Origin of the sequence: Kitasatospora sp. NPDC088346 (genome assembly GCF_044740765.1) — a bacterium.
In the GTDB taxonomy this organism is placed as follows: domain Bacteria; phylum Actinomycetota; class Actinomycetes; order Streptomycetales; family Streptomycetaceae; genus Kitasatospora.
This window is the reverse complement of the sequence record NZ_JBIURH010000002.1, coordinates 1-21,381: the sequence shown is the minus strand read 5'-3', so window position 1 is coordinate 21,381 and position 21,381 is coordinate 1. Positions and strand designations below refer to the sequence as shown.

Annotated in this window: 17 protein-coding genes and 1 pseudogene; 14 read left to right on the top strand and 4 right to left on the bottom strand. The window is 71.7% G+C overall.

The genetic code is table 11. The annotated features are described in order from the left end of the window. Positions 1-178: 178 nt before the first annotated feature. The 7 genes and pseudogenes from ACIOFR_RS03800 to ACIOFR_RS03770 form a co-directional block, all read left to right on the top strand. Positions 179-1,000: pseudogene (locus ACIOFR_RS03800) on the top strand (discoidin domain-containing protein); the annotation flags it as partial. Between the two features lie 342 nt (positions 1,001-1,342). Next, the gene (locus ACIOFR_RS03795) at positions 1,343-2,743 is read left to right on the top strand and encodes an extracellular solute-binding protein (RefSeq protein ID WP_400992805.1); all 1,401 of its coding nucleotides are present in this window, start codon (positions 1,343-1,345) and stop codon (positions 2,741-2,743) included. 92 nt (positions 2,744-2,835) lie between these two features. Next, positions 2,836-3,777 carry a carbohydrate ABC transporter permease gene (locus ACIOFR_RS03790; RefSeq protein ID WP_400992167.1) on the top strand — a complete coding sequence of 314 codons (942 nt, stop codon included), beginning with the start codon at positions 2,836-2,838 and terminating at the stop codon, positions 3,775-3,777. Positions 3,778-3,788: 11 nt separating this feature from the next. Next, complete coding sequence (locus ACIOFR_RS03785; RefSeq protein WP_400992165.1) at positions 3,789-4,658, top strand: carbohydrate ABC transporter permease; 870 nt, start codon at positions 3,789-3,791, stop codon at positions 4,656-4,658. A gap of 42 nt (positions 4,659-4,700) precedes the next feature. Further along, positions 4,701-6,317 carry a glycoside hydrolase family 13 protein gene (locus ACIOFR_RS03780; protein WP_400992163.1) on the top strand — a complete coding sequence of 539 codons (1,617 nt, stop codon included), beginning with the start codon at positions 4,701-4,703 and terminating at the stop codon, positions 6,315-6,317. Positions 6,318-6,374: 57 nt separating this feature from the next. Further along, positions 6,375-6,737, top strand: a complete 363-nt coding sequence (locus ACIOFR_RS03775) for a DUF1304 domain-containing protein (RefSeq protein WP_400992804.1) — start codon at positions 6,375-6,377, stop codon at positions 6,735-6,737. Further along, positions 6,734-7,297, top strand: coding sequence for a TetR/AcrR family transcriptional regulator (locus ACIOFR_RS03770; protein ID WP_400992161.1), 564 nt, complete (start codon positions 6,734-6,736; stop codon positions 7,295-7,297). Before ACIOFR_RS03775 ends, ACIOFR_RS03770 begins: the two co-directional genes overlap by 4 nt. A gap of 31 nt (positions 7,298-7,328) precedes the next feature. On the opposite strand, the gene ACIOFR_RS03765 is transcribed toward ACIOFR_RS03770, so the two are convergent. Beyond that, positions 7,329-8,384, bottom strand: coding sequence for a hypothetical protein (locus tag ACIOFR_RS03765; protein WP_400992159.1), 1,056 nt, complete (start codon positions 8,382-8,384; stop codon positions 7,329-7,331). Positions 8,385-8,539: 155 nt separating this feature from the next. Between ACIOFR_RS03765 and metH the strand changes: the two genes are divergently transcribed. The 3 genes from metH to ACIOFR_RS03750 all read left to right on the top strand — a co-directional run bounded on the left by metH (position 8,540) and on the right by ACIOFR_RS03750 (position 14,854). After that, positions 8,540-12,064, top strand: coding sequence for a methionine synthase (gene metH / locus ACIOFR_RS03760; RefSeq protein WP_400992158.1), 3,525 nt, complete (start codon positions 8,540-8,542; stop codon positions 12,062-12,064). A gap of 140 nt (positions 12,065-12,204) precedes the next feature. After that, positions 12,205-12,903: an HAD family hydrolase gene (locus ACIOFR_RS03755; protein ID WP_400992157.1), complete on the top strand. Its 699-nt coding sequence runs from the start codon at positions 12,205-12,207 to the stop codon at positions 12,901-12,903. Between the two features lie 346 nt (positions 12,904-13,249). Then, on the top strand, positions 13,250-14,854 hold the full coding sequence (locus tag ACIOFR_RS03750; protein ID WP_400992156.1) for an ABC transporter substrate-binding protein: 1,605 nt from the start codon (positions 13,250-13,252) through the stop codon (positions 14,852-14,854). Between the two features lie 86 nt (positions 14,855-14,940). On the opposite strand, the gene ACIOFR_RS03745 is transcribed toward ACIOFR_RS03750, so the two are convergent. Further along, positions 14,941-15,612: a response regulator gene (locus ACIOFR_RS03745; RefSeq protein ID WP_371501246.1), complete on the bottom strand. Its 672-nt coding sequence runs from the start codon at positions 15,610-15,612 to the stop codon at positions 14,941-14,943. 45 nt (positions 15,613-15,657) lie between these two features. Then, complete coding sequence (locus ACIOFR_RS03740; protein ID WP_400992155.1) at positions 15,658-16,551, bottom strand: RecB family exonuclease; 894 nt, start codon at positions 16,549-16,551, stop codon at positions 15,658-15,660. 236 nt (positions 16,552-16,787) lie between these two features. On the opposite strand from ACIOFR_RS03740, the gene ACIOFR_RS03735 reads away from it, so the two are divergent. The 3 genes from ACIOFR_RS03735 (at position 16,788) to ACIOFR_RS03725 (ending at position 19,818) form a co-directional block, all read left to right on the top strand. Beyond that, positions 16,788-17,996 carry a site-2 protease family protein gene (locus ACIOFR_RS03735; RefSeq protein ID WP_400992153.1) on the top strand — a complete coding sequence of 403 codons (1,209 nt, stop codon included), beginning with the start codon at positions 16,788-16,790 and terminating at the stop codon, positions 17,994-17,996. A 67-nt stretch (positions 17,997-18,063) separates the two neighbouring features. Beyond that, positions 18,064-19,029: a tRNA (adenine-N1)-methyltransferase gene (locus ACIOFR_RS03730; RefSeq protein WP_400992152.1), complete on the top strand. Its 966-nt coding sequence runs from the start codon at positions 18,064-18,066 to the stop codon at positions 19,027-19,029. 195 nt (positions 19,030-19,224) lie between these two features. After that, positions 19,225-19,818 carry a hypothetical protein gene (locus tag ACIOFR_RS03725; RefSeq protein WP_400992150.1) on the top strand — a complete coding sequence of 198 codons (594 nt, stop codon included), beginning with the start codon at positions 19,225-19,227 and terminating at the stop codon, positions 19,816-19,818. A gap of 58 nt (positions 19,819-19,876) precedes the next feature. Here ACIOFR_RS03725 and ACIOFR_RS03720 read toward each other — a convergent pair whose 3' ends face one another. After that, positions 19,877-20,164, bottom strand: a complete 288-nt coding sequence (locus ACIOFR_RS03720; protein ID WP_400992149.1) for a ferredoxin — start codon at positions 20,162-20,164, stop codon at positions 19,877-19,879. A 288-nt stretch (positions 20,165-20,452) separates the two neighbouring features. On the opposite strand from ACIOFR_RS03720, the gene ACIOFR_RS03715 reads away from it, so the two are divergent. Then, positions 20,453-21,381 (top strand): AAA family ATPase (locus tag ACIOFR_RS03715; protein WP_400992148.1); only part of this gene is annotated, 929 nt, incomplete at its 3' end.

The window sequence follows — 21,381 nt, the reverse complement described above, 5'->3', positions numbered from 1 at the left end:
TTGATTTGATCTGCAACTTCCCTGGGGTGTGCGGTTCTCAGGGCCGTCGCACCACCAGAGCTCCGGGTCACCGCCCTGACAGCGGCGGCCCGGCCAGGCCCGGACCCGGACCCGTCGACGGGTCGCGCGGGCGCCGTGAGCCGTCATCGATCGCCGAATCTCGGGACAGAGGGACGCAATGAGATCGAAGCGCACACTGCCGCGGCTGACCGCGGGGTCGGCCGTGCTCGCAATGCTCCTGCTGGCGGGCCCGCTGCTGCCCGCCGCCCAGGCCGCGGGCGGCCCGAACCTCGCGGCGGGCAAGGCCGTCACCGCGAGCAGCGTCGGCGACGTGTACGCCGTCACCAACGTCAACGACGGCAACCAGGGCAGCTGCTGGGAGAGCGCGGGCAACGCCCTCCCGCAGTGGGTGCAGGTCGACCTGGGAGCCGCGGCCGCCGTCGACCAGGTGGTGCTCAAGCTCCCGGCCGCGTGGGAGTCCCGCACCGAGACGCTGACCCTCCAGGGCAGCACCGACGGCTCGAACCTCTCCACCCTCGTCGGCTCGGCCGCCTACACCTTCGACCAGGGCGCGGGCAACACCGTCCGGATCACCTTCGCGTCCACCACCACCCGCTACGTGCGGGTCGCCGTCTCCGCGAACAGCGGCTGGCCGACCGCGCAGTTCTCGGAGTTCGAGGTCTACGGCGCGGCGTCCTCCTCGGCCAGCCTGCTCGCCGGCCGGACCGTGACGACGAGCAGCGCCACCGCGCTTTACACCGGCGGCAACGCCGCGGACGGCAACCAGGGCAGCTACTGGGAGAGCGCCGACAACGCCTTCCCGCAGTGGATCCAGGGCGACCTCGGCTCGGCCGTGCCGGTGAACAGGCTGGTGCTCAGGCTGCCGGGCGGATGGGAGCGGCGCAGCGAGACCCTCAAGGTCCAGGGCAGCACCGACGGGACCACCTTCACCGACCTGGTCGCCTCCGCCGCGTACACCTTCGATCCGGCGGGCGGGAACACCGTCACGCTCAACCTGGAGACGGCCACCACCCGCTACCTGCGGCTGACCTTCTCCGCCAGGTGGGCGGTGGCCGGCAGGCGCCGTCCCGGGCGCTCCGGCCGGGCGGACGCAAGCGAGCAGTCGCTATTTTGCGAAGTCTCGTCGACATATTGTGGCCATCTGTCGAGACTGGTTAAGTGGTCGACGCCAGCAGGCGATGCGTCACCGCAGCGGCCGAGGTACCACCTCGCTCACCCTTCCCCGCCACCCGACCGTGTTTCTCGGGGGCGGCCCCTACCGGAAATCACGGGCTACTCCCGCGCCTCGGCGCTGCCCACGTGCTCGAAAGGGTCCACCCGTATGAACAGAGACCGGCTCCTCCGCAGATCCGTCGCCCTCGTCGCCGCCGCCGGCCTGGCGCTCGGCGCCGCCGCCTGCAGCTCCTCGGGCTCCTCCGGCGGCTCCGCGGGCGCGGGCGGATCGTCCGACGCCGCCACCCCGCTCGACCCGGCCACCAAGGTGACGATCAGCATCGACTGCCAGCCGCCGGTCACCAAGGCCGCCGAGCGCAAGCAATGGGCCGACGACGTGGCGGCCTTCAACAAGCTCTACCCGAACGTCACCGTCAAGGCGAAGGACGGCTTCCCGTGCGAGGAGCCCGCCGCCTTCACCGCGCAGCTCAAGGGCAAGGCCCAGACCGACGTCTTCTACAGCTACTTCACCGACCTCGACCAGGTGCTGGACGCGGACGGCGCCGAGGACATCTCCGCCTACGTCAACGAGAAGTCCGTGCCGGCCCTCGCGGACATCGACCCCTCGGTGCTGGCCACCCTGAAGTCGGAGGGCAGGTTGTACGGCCTGCCCTACTCCAACTACAAGATGGGCCTGCTCTACAATCGCAAGCTCTTCACCCAGGCCGGCCTGGACCCGGACAGGCCGCCGACGACCTGGGAAGGCATCCGCGAGGCCGCCGGGAAGATCGCCGCACTCGGCAACGGCGTCAACGGCTACGGCGACTACAGCGCCACCAACCAGGGCGGCTGGCACTACACCGCGGAGCTGTACGGCCTCGGCGGGTCGATGACCACCGAGGACGGCAGGAAGGCGGCGTTCAACACCCCCGAGGGCAGGAAGGTCCTGCAGAACCTGTACGACATGCGCTGGACCGACCACAGCATGGGCGCCACCCAGGGCCTCAAGTGGCCCGACCTGATGACCCAGATGTCCACCGACAAGCTCGGCATGTACGTCGGCGCCCCGGACGACATCACGTACATGGTCCAGACCCTCAAGGGCAACTACGACGACTACGGCATGGGCCCGATGCCCGGCGGCAAGGCGGCACTGCTCGGCGGCAACGACTACCTCTTCAAGAAGGGGTCCGGCCCGGACCAGATCAAGGCCGGCATCGCCTGGATCAACTTCAAGTTCCTCACCATCGGCAAGGGCCAGTTCGACTACGCCCGCAACAAGGCCGACGGCCTGCCGGTGGGCCTGCCGCAGCCGTTCTTCTTCACCGGCGCCAGCCTGGAGGCCGACAACCGGGCCAAGGCCGCCGACGCCACCGTCCCGGTCGGGAACTACGCGCCCTACCTGGCCGCGTCGGTGCCCGGCAGGACCGAGCCGGCCAACGCCCAGCAGATCTACAAGATCCTCGACAACGCGGTCTCGGGTGTCCTGACCGACCGGAACGCCAACGTGGACAAGCTGCTCGCGGACGCCGAGAGCCAGGTCGACCAGGTCCTGGCGAGCCTCGGCTAGCGCGGCCGACGGGGGCCGGCGCGGCCCCCGCGCCGCCGGCCCCCGCGCCGCCCCGCACCTCTCCCGCCCGCAGACCCAGGAGCCCCCTCCCGATGGCAGCGATCAGCGTCTCCGCCCGCCGCCGGCCCGCCGGCCCGGCCCCGGACCCCGCCTCCCGCCGCGCCGGCCTGAAGCAGCGCGTCCGCCGGAACCTCACGGCCCACGGATTCCTGCTCGGCGCGCTGCTCTGCTTCGCCTGCTTCTCGTGGTACCCGATGGTCCGCGAGGTGGTGATGAGCTTCCAGCGGACCAAGCGCGGCCGGACGACCTGGGTCGGCCTGGACAACCTGCACCGGATCCTCCAGGACCCGGCCTTCTGGCAGGCCTGGCGCAACACCCTGCTCTTCACCGCGCTCGCCCTGCTGCTCGGCTTCGCGGTGCCGTTCGTGGTCGCCGTCCTGCTGAACGAACTGCGGCACGCCAGGGCGTACCTGAGGATCCTGGTCTACCTGCCGGTGATGATGCCGCCGGTCGCCTCGGTGCTGCTCTTCAAGTACTTCTACGACCCCTCGTACGGCCTGTTCAACTCCGTCCTGCGCTTCCTCCACCTGCCCACCTCGGCCTGGCTGAACTCCTCGTCCACCGCGATGCTCTCGGTGGTGATCGCCGCCACCTGGATGAACATGGGCGGTGCCACCCTGGTCTACCTGGCCGCGCTGCAGGGCATCCCGGGCGAGCTGTACGAGGCGGCCGAACTGGACGGGGCCGGCCTGCTGCGCAGGATCTGGCACGTCACGATCCCGCAGACCCGGCTGATCCTCTCGCTGCTCCTGCTGCTCCAGATCGTCGCCACCATGCAGGTCTTCGTCGAACCCTTCCTGCTCACCGGCGGCAACGGCCCGCAGGGCTCCACCACCACCGTGGTCTACCTGATCTACCAGTACGCCTTCAACTTCAACAACTACGGCAGCGCCTCGGCGCTCGGCCTGGTCATGCTGATCGTCCTCGCCAGCTTCTCCGGCCTCTACGCGCGGCTCAGCCGCGCCGCCGACTAGGGAGTGACCGGATGCGCACCCTGATCTCCGACGCCCGGATCAGCCGCCGCGGCGGCCGGATCGCCTACTGGGCGGTGCTCACCCTGGTGGTGGCCGTCTTCACGCTGGTCTTCCTCGGGCCGCTGTACTGGCTGGTCACCGGCGGCCTCAAGTCGGCGCGGGAGGTGGTGCAGAGCCCGCCGACGCTCTTCCCCGAGCAGGTCCACACCGCCACCTACGGCGAGGCGTGGAGCCAGCTGAGGATGGGCCGGCTGCTGTTCAACACGCTCTACTACGCCTTCGGGGCGCTCGCCTTCCAGCTGGTGTTCGACGTCGCGGCGGCCTACGCCCTGTCGAAGCTCCGGCCGGTGCTGGGCAAGCTGATCCTGGGCATGATGCTCGCCACCCTGATGATCCCGGCGGCTGTGCTGCTCGTGCCGCAGTACCTCACCGTGCTGGACCTGCCGCTGCTGCACGTCAACCTGGTCAACACGCCCTGGGCGATCTGGCTGCCCACGGTGGCCAACGCGTTCAACGTCTTCCTGCTGAAGCGCTTCTTCGACTCCGTCCCCGAGGAGCTGATGGCCGCCGCCGCGATCGACGGCGCCACCCCGCTGCGCGCGCTGTGGTCGATCGTGCTGCCGATGTCCCGGCCGATCCTCGGCGTGGTCTCCATCTTCGCCGTGGTGAACGTCTGGAAGGACTTCCTGTGGCCGATGCTGGTCCAGCCCGACCCCGCCCGGCAGCCGCTCAACATCGGCATCAACTCGCTCTCGCTGGGCGTCTCGCAGAACGTCGTCATCGCGGCGCTGGCCATCGCCTCGGCGCCCACCGTCGTGTTCTTCCTGATCTTCCAGCGCAACATCATGGCCGGTCTGACCTCCGGCAGCCTGAAGGGCTGACGGACCGTCGACCGCATCGAGCCTTCTGAAAGGGGCCCCACCGTGGCACAGCAGCCCGAGCCTTCGGACTGGTGGCGGGACGCCGCGATCTACCAGGTGTACCCGCGCAGCTTCGCCGACGGCAGCGGCGACGGCACCGGGGACCTTGCCGGGGTCCGCTCCCGCCTGCCGTACCTCGCCGAACTCGGCGTCCAGGCGGTGTGGTTCAACCCCTGGTACCCGTCGCCGATGGCGGACGGCGGCTACGACGTGGCGGACTACCGGGACGTCGACCCGGCGTTCGGCACCCTCGCCGAGGCCGAGAAGCTGATCGCGGAGGGCCTGGAACTGGGCATCCGGACGATCGTCGACATCGTGCCCAACCACGTCTCCGACGCCCACCCGTGGTTCCGCGCGGCGCTGGCGGCCGCCCCCGGCAGCCCGGAGCGAGAGCTCTTCCACTTCCGGCCCGGGCGCGGCGAGTCGGGGGAGCTGCCGCCCAACGGCTGGACGTCGGAGTTCGGCGGCTGCCCGTGGACCAGGACGGTGAACCGCGACGGCACCCCGGGGGAGTGGTACCTGCACCTGTTCGCCGCCCAGCAGCCGGACCTCAACTGGGCGCACCCGCAGGTGCGTTCGGAGCACGAGTCGATCCTGCGGTTCTGGTTCGACCGGGGGGCGGCCGGCGTGCGGATCGACTCGGCCGGCCTGCTCGCCAAGGACCCGGCCCTGCCGGACTTCGAGCCCGGCCGCGACCCGCACCCGTTCGTCGACCGCGACGAGCTGCACGGGATCTACCGTTCGTGGCGCGCCATCGCGGACTCCTACGCCGAGCCCCGGGTGCTGATCGGCGAGATCTGGGTGCCCGACACCGAGCGCTTCGCCCGCTACCTGCGTCCGGACGAGCTGCACACCGCCTTCAACTTCGACTTCCTGGCCCGGCCCTGGGAGCCGACCCGGCTGCGGGCCTCGATCGACGCCACGCTGGCCGCGCACGCCCCGGTCGGCGCCCCCGCGACCTGGGTGCTGTGCAACCACGACGTGACCCGCACCGTCACCCGCTACGGCCGGGCCGACACCCGCTTCCACTTCGCGGCCAAGGCCTTCGGCACCCCCACCGACCTGCCGCTCGGGCGCCGCCGGGCCCGGGCGGCGGCCCTGCTCTCGCTGGCGCTGCCCGGTTCGGTCTACCTCTACCAGGGGGAGGAGCTCGGCCTGCCCGAGGTGGAGGACCTGCCGCTGGAGCGGCTCCAGGACCCGATGCACCTGCGGTCCGGCGGCACCGACCCCGGCCGGGACGGCTGTCGGGTGCCGCTGCCGTGGTCGGGCTCCGAGCCCCCGTACGGCTTCGCGCCGCCGGGGGTCGAGCCGTGGCTGCCGCAGCCGGCGGGCTGGGGTGCGCTCACGGTCGAGGCGCAGTCCGGGGACCCGTCCTCGATGCTCTCGCTCTACCGTGCCGCGCTGCGGATCAGGCGGGCCACGGTGACCGGCGGTTTCGCCTGGCTGCCCGCGGGGCCCGAGGTGCTGGCGTTCCGGCGGGCAGGCGGCTTCAGCTGTGTGGTCAACCTGGGTGCGGAGCCGGTGGCGCTGCCGCCGCACGGCGCGGTGCTGCTGGCCAGCGCGCCGCCGGCCGGGGGTCTGCTGCCGCCGGACACGGCGGTCTGGCTGCAGGGCTCGTAACTTTCTGGACGTCTGTCTATGATGGGTGGACAGTTGTCCAGAAAGCGGTGAGTGGCGATGCAGATCCTGTCCGTCGTGCTGGTGGCCCTGGTGGCGCTGCTGCACACGTACTTCCTCGTGCTGGAGATGTTCCTCTGGCAGCGCCGGCCCGGGCGCGAGCTCTCCGGCTTCGACGCGGAGATGGCCGCGGCCACCGCGCCGCTGGCCGCCAACCAGGGCCTCTACAACGGCTTCCTGGCCGCCGGCCTGGTCTGGGGCCTGGTCGCCGCCGACCCCACCGGCCACCGGGTGCAGGTGTTCTTCCTCTGCTGCGTCGTGGTGGCGGGCGTGTACGGGGCCGCCACCGCCAACCGGCGGATCCTGTTCGCCCAGGCACTGCCGGGCGCGGCCGCGCTGGCCGCCGTCCTGGTCGCGGGATGACCCCGGCGGGCGACCCGCGGGCCGAGCGCACCAGGGCCGGCCTGCGGGCGGCGCTGCTCGCCGAGTGCGCCGAACGGCCGCTGGAGCAGGTCAGCGTCTCGGCGGTGGTCCGCCGCGCCGGCGCCGGCCGCGCCACCTTCTACCTGCACTACCAGGACCTCCAGGCGCTCGCGGTGGACGCCTGCGCGGACGTGGTCCGGGAGGCGGTCGACGCCCTGCACGCCTGGCGCGGCACCCCCGACCCGGCCGCGCCGCCGCCCGCCCTGATCGACTTCCTCGACCAAGCGCGCGGCCGGCGCGACCTGTACCGCTCGCTGCTCCACCCGGGCGGCAGCGGGCCGCTCGGCGAGCTGCTCAACCTCCAGCTGCGCGAACGCAGCCGGACCGAGCGCGCACTGGCCGGCGCCCCCCACCCGGACGTGGTCGCCGCCGCGGTGGCCGGGGCCTTCACGGCCCTGTTCGCGGACTGGCTCCACAGCGAGCGGCCCGCCGACCCGCCCGACACCGCAGGTCAGGTCTGGCGGCTGCTGATCTCCCTGCACCGCACCCGCTTCGCCTGACCGGCGCTGCCGCGAGTGCCGTCACCGGCCCCTACCGGGCGCCCCAGCCGTCGCGGTACTCGGCCCAGTGCCGGTCGGTGGCGGTGAAGTCGACGTACAGCGCCAGGCCGAAGGACCGGCGGTCGCTGTCGCCGAGGCCGAGCCGGGCGCCACGGACGGCGGCGGCCACCGTCTCGGCGGAGCCGCGGTGGCTGAACGTGTCGTCCCAGTAGGCGGGCAGGCCCATGAGCAGGTCGACCCGGTCCGGGGTCACCTCCAGCGCGAGCCGGGTCTGGTGGACGACGTAGCCGCCGTACAGCGACTCCAGCTGCATGCTGGTGTCGTAGGACATCAGCGCGATCTGGTCGACCCGCCGGGCGGTCTCGGCGAAGTACGCCTGCGACCACCACTTTCCGTGGCCGGTCAGGCCGGTGCCGGCGACGTGCAGTCCCGGCACCGGGTCGATCTGCGGGGCCGCCACCGACAGCGGGACGCCCCGGGCGGCGGTCATCGCGTGGGTCCGGTCGAGCAGCGCCAGGAAGCCCGGGTCCTCGGAGTGCACCGGCTCCATGTCGAAGTGCACGCCGTCGAAGCCGACGTCCAGCACCTGGGCGGCCGAGGCGGTGATCCGGTCGCGGACCTCCGCCCGGTCCAGGTGCAGGCCCTCCTTCTCCGGCGCGACCACGTCGCCGAGCCAGGACTGCACCCGGACCCCGGGCAGCGTCCGGTGCACGCCCTCCACGAACTGCCGGGCCCGCGGGTACAGGGCGGGGTCGAGCGAGCCGTCGTGGGCGAGCGGCCCGGTGTGCACGTACAGGTCGCGGATCCCGGTGCCGGCCAGCCGCGCGCCGAGTGCGGCGAGCTCCGCGTCCCCCTTTCGGCCGTCCACCCAGGCATGGCCGAGCCAGACGGCGTCGCGGCCCCTGGTGCGGGCGTCGGTGGCGGGCTCCCCGGTGTACGCGAGCCGCAGGGCGGCGGCCGCGGTCGCGATCGGCAGCAGCACCAGGGCCAGGCCGAGCAGCGCCGCGACACCCGTCCGGCGCCATCGGCTCCACCTTCGCCACCGGGCGCGGATCGCCCTCAGCCTCGCCCGTATCGCTCGTCGCACAAGCCCTCCCCGTCCTCGTTCGGCGTCCATCAGGACGCCCACGATGCGAAACGGGTTCCGTGCGCGGGCCCTCGGCCGGATACCCTGACCGCGTGCGTTCCGGATCACAGGCCGGGACCGCATAGCCGACAGCCGTCGCACCCAGGAGCAGCCACATGGCCACAGCCGTCCCTTCGCCCTCCCAGACCGCGTCCGCCCAGCAGGGCCGCGCGAGTGCCCTGCGTGAAGCCCTCGCCACCCGGGTGGTGGTGGCGGACGGTGCGATGGGCACCATGTTGCAGGCGCAGGATCCGACGATGGAGGACTTCGAGCAGCTGGAGGGCTGCAACGAGATCCTGAACGTGACCCGTCCGGACATCGTGCGTTCGGTCCACGACGCGTACTTCGCGGTGGGTGTGGACTGCGTGGAGACCAACACGTTCGGTGCGAACCATGCGGCGTTGGGGGAGTACGACATCCCGGAGCGGGTGTTCGAGCTGTCGGAGGCGGGTGCGCGGATCGCCCGTGAGGCGGCGGACGCGTTCACGGCGGTGGACGGCCGGGTGCGGTGGGTGCTGGGGTCGATCGGTCCGGGCACCAAGCTGCCGACGCTGGGCCACGCGCCGTACGAGCTGCTGCGGGACGGGTTCCAGGCGAACGCGGCGGGGCTGGTGGCGGGCGGGGTGGACGCGCTGCTGGTCGAGACCAGCCAGGACCTGTTGCAGACCAAGGCGGCGGTGCTGGGTTCGAAGCGGGCGCTGGCCGAGGCCGGGGTGGATCTCCCGGTGCTGGTGCAGGTGACGGTGGAGACCACCGGCACGATGCTGCTCGGTTCGGAGATCGGTGCGGCGCTGACGGCGTTGGAGCCGCTGGGTGTGGACTACATCGGTCTGAACTGTGCGACCGGGCCGGCGGAGATGAGCGAGCACCTGCGGTACCTGGCGAAGAACGCCCGGGTGGGGCTGTCGTGCATGCCGAACGCGGGTCTTCCGGTGCTGGGCAAGGACGGTGCGCACTATCCGCTGTCGCCGGGTGAGCTGGCGGACGCGCACGAGGTGTTCGTGCGGGACTACGGCCTGTCGTTGGTCGGGGGGTGCTGCGGGACGACGCCGGAGCACCTGCGGGCGGTGGTGGAGCGCGTGCAGGGTCGGCCGGTGGTGGGGCGTGAGCCGCGGCCGGAGCCGTCGGCGGCGTCGCTGTACCAGTCGGTGCCGCTGCGGCAGGACACCTCGTACCTGGCGATCGGGGAGCGGACCAACGCCAACGGGTCGAAGAAGTTCCGCGAGTCGATGCTGGCGGGGGACTGGCAGGCGTGCGTGGAGATCGCCCGGGAGCAGATCCGGGACGGTTCCCACCTGCTGGACCTGTGTGTGGACTACGTGGGCCGTGACGGTGTGGCGGACATGAAGGAGATCGCCGGGCGTCTGGCGACCGCGTCCACGCTGCCGATCGTGCTGGACTCCACCGAGCCGGACGTGCTGCGGGCGGGTCTGGAGGCGCTGGGTGGGCGGGCGTTGCTGAACTCGGTGAACTACGAGGACGGTGACGGTCCGGACACCCGGTTCGGGAAGGTGGCGTCGCTGGCGCGCGAGCACGGCGCCGGCCTGATCGCGCTGACCATCGACGAGGACGGTCAGGCCCGCACGGCCCAGACGAAGGTCGCGATCGCCGAGCGGTTGATCACCCAGCTCACCGGCGAGTACGGCATCGAGGAGGGCTCGATCCTGGTGGACTGCCTGGCGTTCACGCTGGGCACCGGTCAGGAGGAGTCGCGGCGCGACGGCATCGAGACGATCGAGGCGATCCGCGAGCTCAAGCGGCGGCATCCCGACGTGCAGACCACGCTCGGTCTGTCGAACATCTCGTTCGGCCTCAGCCCGGCCGCCCGTATGGTGATCAACTCGGTGTTCCTGCACGAGTGCGTCGAGGCCGGTCTGGACTCGGCGATCGTGCACGCCTCCAAGATCCTGCCGATGGCCCGGATCCCCGACGAGCAGCGCACCGTGGCCCTCGACCTGGTCTACGACCGCCGCACCGCTGACTACGATCCGCTGCAGAAGCTGCTGCAGCTGTTCGAGGGCGTCTCGGTGGCCTCCAGTGCGGAGTCCAAGGCGCAGGAGCTGGCGGCGCTGCCGCTGGAGGAGCGGTTGCAGCGCCGGATCATCGACGGTGAGCGGGCCGGTCTGGAGGCGGACCTGGACGAGGCGCTCACCGGGCGGCCGGCGCTGGAGATCGTCAACTCCACGCTGCTCGCCGGGATGAAGGTGGTCGGTGAGCTGTTCGGCTCCGGGCAGATGCAGCTGCCGTTCGTGCTGCAGTCCGCCGAGGTGATGAAGACCGCGGTGGCGCACCTGGAACCGCACATGGAGAAGTCCGACGACGAGGGCAAGGGCACCATCGTGCTGGCCACCGTCAAGGGCGACGTCCACGACATCGGCAAGAACCTGGTCGACATCATCCTGTCGAACAACGGCTACACCGTCGTCAACCTCGGTATCAAGCAGCCGGTCGCGGCGATCCTGGACGCCGCCGTCGAGCACAAGGCCGACGTGATCGGCATGTCCGGCCTGCTGGTCAAGTCGACGGTGATCATGAAGGAGAACCTCCAGGAGCTCAACCAGCGCAACCTCGCCGCCGACTACCCCGTCATCCTCGGCGGCGCCGCCCTGACCCGCGCCTACGTCGAACAGGACCTGCACGAGATCTACGAGGGCGAGGTCCGCTACGCCCGGGACGCCTTCGAGGGGTTGCGGCTGATGGACGCCCTGATCGCGGTCAAGCGCGGCGTTCCCGGCGCGAGCCTTCCGGAGCTGCGGCAGCGGCGGCACGCCCGCACCGAGGTGGAGGAGCCGGAGGCGGAGGTCAACCTCGGGCAGATCCGCTCGGACGTGTCGGTGGACAACCGGGTGCCCGAGCCGCCGTTCTGGGGCGACCGGATCGTCAAGGGCATCCCGTTCGCGGACTACGCGTCCTGGCTGGACGAGGACGCGCTGTTCAAGGGGCAGTGGGGTCTGAAGGCGTCCCGCAGCGGGGAGGGGCCCTCGTACGAGGAGCTGGTGGAGACGGAGGGGCGGCCGCGGCTGCGGATGTGGCTGGACCGGCTGCAGACGGAGGGCTGGCTGGAGCCGGCCGTGATCTACGGCTACTACCCGGCGAACTCCAAGGGCGACGACCTGATCGTCTTCCACGAGGACGGCTCGGAGCGGACCCGGTTCAGTTTCCCGCGTCAGCGGCGCGGGCGGCGGCTGTGCCTGGCGGACTTCTTCCGGCCGGAGGAGTCGGGGCAGCGGGACGTGCTGGGTCTGCAGGTGGTGACCATGGGCAACCGGGTCTCCGAGGCGGCGAACGAGCTGTTCGCGGGCAACGCCTACCGTGACTACCTGGAGCTGCACGGCCTGTCGGTGCAGCTGGCGGAGGCGCTGGCGGAGTTCTGGCACGCCCGGGTCCGCTTCGAGCTGGGCTTCGGCGACGAGGACCCGCAGGACGTCCGGGACATGTTCGCCCTGAAGTACCGCGGTGCCCGGTTCTCGCTCGGCTACGGGGCCTGCCCCGAGCTGGAGGACCGCGCGAAGATCGCCGACCTGCTCCGGCCCGAACGGATCGGCGTCGTCCTCTCCGAGGAGTTCCAGCTGCACCCCGAGCAGTCCACCGACGCCATCGTCATCCACCACCCCGAGGCCAAGTACTTCAACGCCCGGTAATGCGCAGCTCGCGCTCCGTTCGCTGCAAAAGGCGAGGGCAAGCGTAAGCTTGATGATCCTGAACGGGCCGGCTCGCTCACCAGCGGGTCGGCCTGTGCCATCCCCCGGGGGTGGCCGGCTCTTCGGAAGGGACCATCGGCATGACGACCGTTTCCACCTCCGCCCCGACCACGGGCGCCGGCGCGGGCCTGCAGGCGGTGCTGCTCGACATGGACGGCACCCTGGTCGACACCGAGGACTTCTGGTGGCAGGCCGAGGCCTCGCTGTTCGCCGAGCTCGGCCACGAACTGGACGAGGCGGACCGGGCGCACGTGGTCGGCGGCCCGATGAGCCGGGTGATCGACTACCTGCGGGCACGGACCGGGGTGAGCCTCACCCCGCCCGAGCTGACGGTCCTGATCAACCAGCGGTTCGTGGACCTGCTGGCCGGCGGCGTCCCGCTGATGCCGGGCGCCGAGCGGCTGCTGAACACGCTGGCCGCACACGGCGTCCCGGCCGCACTGGTGTCCGCCTCGCACCGGCACATCATCGACATCGTGCTGCGGAGCCTGGGCGCCCACCACTTCGCGTTCACGGTGGCCGGCGACGAGGTGGCGCGCACCAAGCCGTTCCCCGACCCGTACCTGGCGGCGGTCGCCCGGTTCGGTGCCGAGCCCGGCCGCTGCGTGGTGGTCGAGGACGCGCCGACCGGTGTGCTGGCGGCCGAGGCGGCCGGCTGCCCGGTGATCGCGGTGCCGTCGGTGGCCGCGATCGAGCCGGGCCCGGGCCGGACGGTGCTCGGCTCGCTCGAACAGGTGGATCTGGAGCTGCTGCGCGCCGTGGTGGCGTCGCGGGTGTGAGATTGCTCTCCCCCGGGCGATGGATCGTTTCCGCACCGCACTTCCACCGCCACCCTGCGTGTTCATGATCAGGGGATAAATCGGGCATTGACCGCCAATCCGGCCGTGCCCGTCCGGCGTGTGCGTGCAGGGCGTACACAGGGGTGCAATTCGTACATCTTCGATGTGGCACGCTACATCCGAATCAGTGCCCCGCCCTCATGCCGTGTCAGCTCCACCGCCGGGAACGCCCGTCGGCGGCGCCAGCACGGTCGTACGGACCTCCGCGGCCTGCCCCACTCCGGCAGGTCGGGCGAGGCCGCCGGCGCCCACCGGAGCCGACCGCATGCAGAAGGAACCCAACCGAATGACTTCCGCCAACCGCCTGGCCGTCCTCAGCTGTGCGGCTCTGGTGGCCACCACGGCCGCCGGCTGCGCCTCCGCGACGAAGGCCGTCACCGGTGGTGACTCCAACGGCGCGATCACCATGGGCACCACCAACGTGACCACCGTGCTGGACCCGGCGGGCGCATACGACGCGGGTTCCTGGATGGTGCTGAACAACACCTTCCAGTCGCTGCTGCGCTTCCCGGCCGGCGCGACCGTGCCGCAGCCGGACGCCGCGCAGTCCTGCGAGTTCACGGGCGCCGACACCAAGACCTACCACTGCACCCTGCGCAGCGGGCTGAAGTTCTCCAACGGTCACCCGCTGACCGCCGAGGACGTGGTCTTCTCGGTGCAGCGGATGCAGAAGATCGCCGACGAGAACGGCCCGTCCTCGCTGCTGTCCACCATCCAGTCGGTCGAGGCCAAGGGCGACGGCGAGGTGGTCTTCCACCTGGCGGCGCCGGACGCGGTCCTCCCGGCCAAGCTGGCCTCGGCGGCCGGCTCGATCGTCGACCACCAGGTGTTCCCGGCCGACAAGCTGCTGGAGAACTCCAAGCTGATCGGCTCGGGCCCGTACAAGATCGACTCGATCGAGGAGCTCGCCGGGGGCCACCAGCCCGGCAAGGTCGTCCTCTCGGCGAACTCCTCCTACAAGGGCGACGCCAAGCTCCAGAACACCAAGTTCGCGCTGCGCTTCTTCAGCCAGGCCGACGAGCTGAAGACCGCCCTGGACAAGGGCGAGGTCGACCTGGCCGACAACAGCCTGGAGCCGACCGCCGCCGCCCAGATCAAGGCCGACGAGCTGGCCGGCAAGGGCGACCTGAAGGTGGCCGAGGGCGACGGCGCCGAGACCCGCTTCCTGGTCTTCAACGCCAAGGACCCGGTCGGCGGCAACGTCGCCGTCCGCCAGGCCGCCGCCCAGCTGCTGGACCGCAAGGCGATGGCCCGCGACGTGTACGCCAACACCGTGCAGCCGCTGTACTCGGTCGTCCCGACCGGTATCACCGCGCACAACACCGCGTTCTTCGACCGCTACGGCGACCCGGACCTCAACAAGGCCAAGAAGATCCTGACCAACGCCAAGGTGGCGACCCCGGTCAAGATCACCATGACCTGGTCCCGGTCCCGGGCCGGCGCCGACGAGCTGGAGCTGGTCAAGAAGCAGCTGGAGGCCGGCGGCCTGTTCCAGATCACGGTCGAGCAGGAGCCGAACTGGGACGCCTACAAGGAGGGCTGGAAGTCCGGCAAGTACCAGGCGTACAGCGTCGGCTGGACCCCCGACTACGCGGACCCGGACGACTTCATCACCCCGCTGGTGGTCGACGGCGGCGCGTTCCACAACGGCTGGGACGACCCGAAGATCAGCCAGACCCTGGTGCCCGAGAGCATCAAGTCCACCGACCGCACGGCCGGCGGCAGCTACACCCAGATCCAGAAGCTGGTCGCCGAGTCGGCGCCGCTGCTGCCGCTGTACCAGAGCAAGTCGTTCTTCGCCTCGCGCAACAACATCACCGGCGTGGAGTCCACCATGGACACCACCGGCGTGGTCCGCTTCTGGGAGATCGGCCGGGTCAAGAAGAAGTGACCTGACCGCCCGCACGCCGAACGGCCCGCACCTCCTTCCGGAGGGGCGGGCCGTTCGGCGTGCGGGGTCTCGGCGCGGCGCCGGCCTCAGAGCGCGCCGGGGCGCACCAGACCGCTCTCGTAGGCGTACACCGCGGCCTGCACCCGGTCGCGCAGCTGGAGCTTGGTGAGCACGTGCCCGACGTGGGTCTTCACGGTCGTCTCGCTGACGAACAGCTCGGCGGCGATCTCGGCGTTCGACAGCCCGCGGGCGACCAGCCGCAGCACCTCCACCTCGCGCTCGGTCAGGACGGTGAGGGCCTGCGGGGGCAGTTCCTCGCCGGACGGCAGCCGGGTGGCGTACATGTCCAGCAGCCGTCTGGTCACCGAGGGCGCCAGCATCGCAGCGCCGTCCGCGACCACCCGGATCGCCTGCACCAGCTCCTCGGCCGGCACGTCCTTCAGCAGGAACCCGCTGGCGCCCGCCCGCAGCGCCTCGACCACGTACTCGTCCAGGTCGAAGGTGGTCAGCACGAGCACCTTGGCCGGGCCGTCCCGCCCGGGGCCGGCGATCCGGCGGGTCGCCTCCACCCCGTCCATCCGGGGCATCCGGATGTCCATCAGCACCACGTCCGGCTGGAGCGCCCGGACCTGGTCCAGCGCCTGCTGGCCGTCCCCGGCCTCGCCGACGACCACCAGGTCCGACTCGGCCTCCAGGATCATCCGGAAGCCGGTGCGCAGCAGCGGCTGGTCGTCCACCAGCAGCACTCGGATCGTCACCTGTGACTCCTCTTGCTCATGTCTCTGTCCCCCGTCGGGCTCTCGTCAGCTCTGTTCGGGCAGGGTGATGCGGACCGGCAGCGGGTACGGCGGCGTGGTGCCGCCGAACTCCGGGCAGCTGGCCTTGTGGTCGCACCAGTCGCACAGCCGGTTGCGGGTGGCCGGGAAGTCCCCGGTGGACACCGCGTGGGTGATGGTCTCCCAGAGCGCCTCCAGCTTGCGCTCCACGGCGAGCAGGTCGGCCTCGTCCGGGTCGTAGCTGACCACGTCGCCCCCGCCTCCGAGGTAGACCAGCTGCAGCCGCTTGGGGACGACGCCCTTCCAGCGCCAGACCACCAGCGCGTAGAACTTCATCTGGAACATCGCCTTGCCCTCGAAGTCCCGCGAGGGCGCCCGGCCGGTCTTGTAGTCCACCAGCCGGACCTCGCCGGTCGGGGCGACGTCCACCCGGTCGATGTAGCCGCGCAGCAGCAGGCCGGACTCCAGGGCCGTCTCCACGTAGAGCTCGCGCTCCACCGGGTGCAGCCTGGTCGGGTCCTCCAGCCGGAACCACTGGTCGACCAGCTTCCCGGCGTCCGCCAGCCAGCGGGTCAGCGCGGCCGCGGCGGCGTCCTCGTCCTGCCCGGGGAGGCCGAACAGCTCGGCCAGCTGCGGGCGCTCGGCGAGCAGCCGGTCCCACTGCGGGCGCAGCAGATCGCGGGCGCTCTCCCGGGTGCGGTCGCCGGCCGGGCTGTCGAACAGCCGCTCCAGCACCGCGTGCACCAGGGTGCCGCGGGTGGCGGCCGGGCTGGGCGGCTCCGGGAGCCGGTCGATCACCCGCAGCCGGTAGAGCAGCGGGCAGGTCATGAAGTCGCCGGCCCGGGAGGGGGACAGGCCGGTCGGGGCGGTGGCCGGCCTCGGCTGCGCGGTCGCGGCGGGGTCTCGGTCGGTCTGCTGCATACCCCGACCCTATTGCCCGCCGCTCTCATCCCGCTGTCAGGTCGCTGAGCGGACGCACACGTCTGCCGGCGGCGCCCGGTCGCGGGCGGCACCGCACCCGGCCGTCGGCGGCACCAATAGGGGCGCGCGCGGCGTTGAACGGGGTATAGAGCCTAGCGAGGGGCGCGCACCGAATCGCGCACGCGATCACGTAGCGTGGGCGCACCGACCGAGGGACCGACGTGCGAAGGGACAGCGTGAGCGACACCAGGGGGCAGCAGACCTCCGCCGAGCCTCCGGCCCGCGAGCCGGACGGCCCCGACGCGGACGAGCCGCGCGGCGGCATCCTGATGGGGCGCCCGTTCGGGGTGCCGGTCTACGTGACCCCGTCCTGGTTCGTGATCGCCGCGCTGATCACCTGGGTGTTCGGCGGCCGGCTGACCGAGATCCTGCCGGAGCTGGGCTACACCCGCTACCTGGTCGCCTTCTCGTTCGCGGTCGCCTTCTACGCCTCGGTGCTGGTCCACGAGCTGGCCCACACCGTGGTGGCACTGCGCTACCGGCTCGGCGTGCGGCGGATCAGGCTGCAGTTCTTCGGCGGCGTCTCGGAGATCGAGAAGGAGGCCGAGCGCCCCGGCCGGGAGTTCTGGCTGGCCTTCGTCGGGCCGCTGCTCTCGCTGGTCCTGGGCGGCCTGTTCTACCTCGCCCTGCGCGCCGTCGACCCGGGCACCGTGCCCGGGGTGCTGCTGGCCGGGCTGATGGTCTCCAACCTGGTGGTCGCCGCGTTCAACCTGCTGCCCGGGCTGCCGCTGGACGGCGGCCGAATGCTGCGGGCGGTCGTCTGGGGCCTGACCGGACGGCCGATGGCCGGCACCGTCGCGGCCTCCTGGGCGGGCCGCATCCTGGCCGTCCTGGTGCTGTTCGGCCTGCCGCTCTTCAGCGTCCTCCAGGCGGGCGCCGCGCGGTCCACCACCGACAGCCTGATCGACGGCGTGCTCGCGGCCGTGCTCGCCGCGATCATCTGGAACGGCGCCACCGCGGGCCTGCGCAACGCCCGGTTGAAGCAGGCCCTGCCGCTGCTGCACGTCCGGGACGTCACCCGCCGGGCCGTCCACGTCACCGCGGACACCCCGCTCGGCGAGGCCATGCGGCAGGCCCGGGAGGCCGAGGCCGGCGCGATCCTGGTGGTGGACGGGCGCGGCGAGCCGACCGGACTGGTCAAGGAGCACGCGGTCACCACCGTCCCCGAGCACCGCCGCCCGTGGGTGGCGGTGGGCGCCCTGGCCCGGGACCTCGAACCGGGCCTGCGGATCTCCGTGGAGCTGACCGGCGAGCAGTTGCTGACCGCGCTGCGCCGCACCCCGGCCACCGAGTACCTGGTGGTCCGGCCGGACGGGACGCCCTACGGCGTGCTCACCCTGGTCGACCTGGAGCGCCGGCTGTCGGCCGCGGTCGCCGGCCGGTAGGCCGCCCGGGGCCCGCGGGCACGGGGGCTGGTCGGACGGACGTCCGGCTTCCCCTAAGATTGTCCGCATGTCCGAACCGACCGGTGCCACCCGCCGACGCGGGCCCTTCCAGGTCGGGGACCAGGTTCAGCTGACCGACCCCAAGGGCCGTCACTACACGTTCACGCTTCAGGCCGGGAACCAGTTCCACACCCACAAGGGTGCGTTCCCGCACGACGAGCTGATCGGTGCCCCCGAGGGCACTGTTGTGCGTACCACGGGGAACGTGCCCTATCTGGCGCTGCGACCCCTGCTCCCCGACTACGTCCTGTCCATGCCCCGCGGCGCGGCGGTGATCTACCCCAAGGACGCGGGCCAGATCCTCGCCATGGCCGACATCTTCGCGGGTGCCCGCGTGGTCGAGGCCGGAGTCGGCTCCGGAGCGCTCAGCAGCTACCTGCTGCGCGCCGTCGGCGACACCGGCATGCTCGCCTCCTACGAGCGCCGCGAGGACTTCGCCGAGATCGCCAAGGGGAACGTCGAGCGCTACTTCGGCGGCCCGCACCCGGCGTGGAAGCTCACCGTCGGCGACCTCCAGGACAACCTGGTCGAGACCGACGTCGACCGCGTCATCCTGGACATGCTCGCCCCCTGGGAGTGCCTGGACGTCGCCTCCAAGGCGCTCGTCCCCGGCGGCCTGATCTGCTGCTACGTGGCCACCACCACGCAGATGTCGCGGACCGTCGAGGCCCTGCGCGAGCACGGCACCTTCACCGAGCCGCAGGCCTGGGAGACCATGGTCCGCACCTGGCACCTGGAGGGCCTCGCCGTCCGCCCGGACCACCGGATGATCGGCCACACCGGCTTCCTGCTGACCTCCCGCCGGCTCGCCGACGGGGTCGAGCCGCCGCTGCGCCGCCGCCGCCCCGCCAAGGGCTCGTACGGCGAGGACTACGAGACCGGCGCGGAGCCGGAGCTCACCCTGGCCGAGCGCGCCGCCGTCCGGCGCGCCACCCGCAAGGCCGCCGCGGCCGACGGCCGCGACCTCGACTGACGTCGTGACGGCACACCCGCGAGGGGTGGCACACCGGGCCAGGGCCCACCGTGCCACCCCTCGCGGGCGTCCGGACAGCCCGGCTGACCTGCCGTCGACCCGGTGCGGACACCGCCGCCGGCATGTGGGACGATGCTCGCTCACAACACCCGCCGTGCCGATCAGGGGCACCGTACCGGTGGAGGGAACTGCCCGGTGGACGCAGCGGTCGAGACGGCGCAGACGATGACGACGGACGCCGGGCCCTCGCACGCCCGGCCGGGACTGCGGCACTGGGCGCTGGTGGCCGCCGGCTGCGCCGCGGTGGTCGGCGGGGCCGTCGCCGCGAACCCGGCCACCGGATCCGTCACGGCGAGCCGCCCGTCCGCCGTGACCACCCCGCCGGCCGCCGCCCCCGACCCGGCCCGGGCCGAACTGCCGCTCGACTGCGGACCGTTCCCGGTCGGCATCGGGGCGAGCTTCCCCGCCGACCTGGGCGGCGGGCGACCGGTCACCGTGGTGGCCGCGCACTGCGCCGCCGACAACGGCACCCCGCCCGACGGCATATGGCTGCTCGGACCCGGCGCCGACGGCCGCCCGGTGGTGCTGGAGACCCTGCTGCGCCCGGACGAGAACCTGACCGTCACGGCGCTCGCCCCCGCCGGCGGGTACGTCACCGCGCACGTCCGGGGCTACTCGGACGACGACGTCCCGCGGTGCTGCCCCGACGTCAGCAAGGACCTGAACTGGGTCCGCAAGGACGGCCGGTGGACCCGCGGCGAGACCACCGCCGCGGCCGCCCAGGCCTGACACGCCGTCGCCCCGGCCGTCCGGCCGACCTTGCGCCGCCCCGCCTTCCGGCCCGGCGCTACTCGGCGTCGGGCCCGTAGACCTCGACCCGGTCGGCGACCCGGCGCACGTGGATGCAGTCGCCGGGGCACTCCTTGGCGGAGTCCACCACGTCCTGAAGCAGCGTCAGCGGCACCGGAGCGGTCTCGCCGGGCTGCTGGCGCAGCTCGTCGTCGTCGCCCTTCACGTACGCCAGGCCGTCGATGTCCAGTTCGAAGACCTCCGGCGCGTACTGCACGCAGATGCCGTCACCGGTGCAGAGGTCCTGGTCGATCCATACCTCGAGCTCTTCGCCCGTCCCGGACATGTTCCCTGCCGTTTCTGATCCGGGATGCCCCGGTTTCGGAGGCAATCCCGCCATTCGTACAACGATCGCACCGCTTTCCACGGTCACGATCAGGTATTGACTCGATCGACGATACATCTGGTCCGCTTTGAATCGTCGGCCGGTGGGCATCTCCTCTACCAGAGGGGAAGCACGCGAGGGCGAAGATCGGACACGCCCACTCCATCTTTCTTGATCTAGGGGTTTACAGACCCCTGGTCCCAGGTAGGGTCTGGAAGCGTCCAGCTCCCCCAGGAGGAGGTGAGGACCGTGGCCGCCCACGATGACGACTTCAACCGCAGCGCCGGCCGGCCTGCTCGTGGTTCAGACGAGGCCGCACAGGTCTCGTACCTCGAGCAGGAAATCGCCGTGCTGCGCCGCAAGCTGGCCGACTCCCCGCGAGGCTCGAGAGTTCTCGAGGAGCGCATTGTCGAGCTCCAGACCAATCTGGCCGGGGTCACCGCCCAGAACGAACGGCTCGCCTCCACCCTCCGAGAGGCCCGCGACCAGATCGTGGCCCTCAAGGAGGAGGTGGACCGGCTCGCCCAGCCCCCCGCCGGATTCGGCGCCTTCCTCAATCGCAACGAGGACGGCACCGCCGACATCTTCACCGGCGGGCGCAAGCTCCGCGTCAACGTCAGCCCCAGCATCGACCTGGACGACCTGCGTCGCGGCCAGGAGGTGATGCTCAACGAGGCGCTCAACGTCGTCGACGCGATGGCCTTCGAGAGCATCGGCGACATCGTCACCCTCAAGGAGGTCCTGGAGGACGGCGAGCGCGCCCTGGTCACCGGCCACACCGACGAGGAGCGGGTGGTGCGGCTCGCCGAGCCGCTGCACGGCCTCACGCTGCGCCCCGGTGACGCCCTGCTGCTGGAGCCGCGCTCCGGCTACGTGTACGAGGTGGTGCCGAAGTCCGAGGTCGAGGAGCTGGTCCTCGAAGAGGTCCCGGACATCGACTACCGGCAGATCGGCGGCCTGGGCAACCAGATCGAGCAGATCCGCGACGCGGTGGAACTGCCCTACCTGCACGCGGAGCTGTTCAAGGAGTACGAGCTGCGACCGCCCAAGGGCGTCCTGCTCTACGGCCCGCCCGGCTGCGGGAAGACGCTCATCGCCAAGGCGGTGGCGAACTCCCTCGCCAAGAAGGTCGCCGAGGTCACCGGCCGGCCGCAGGGCAAGAGCTACTTCCTCAACAT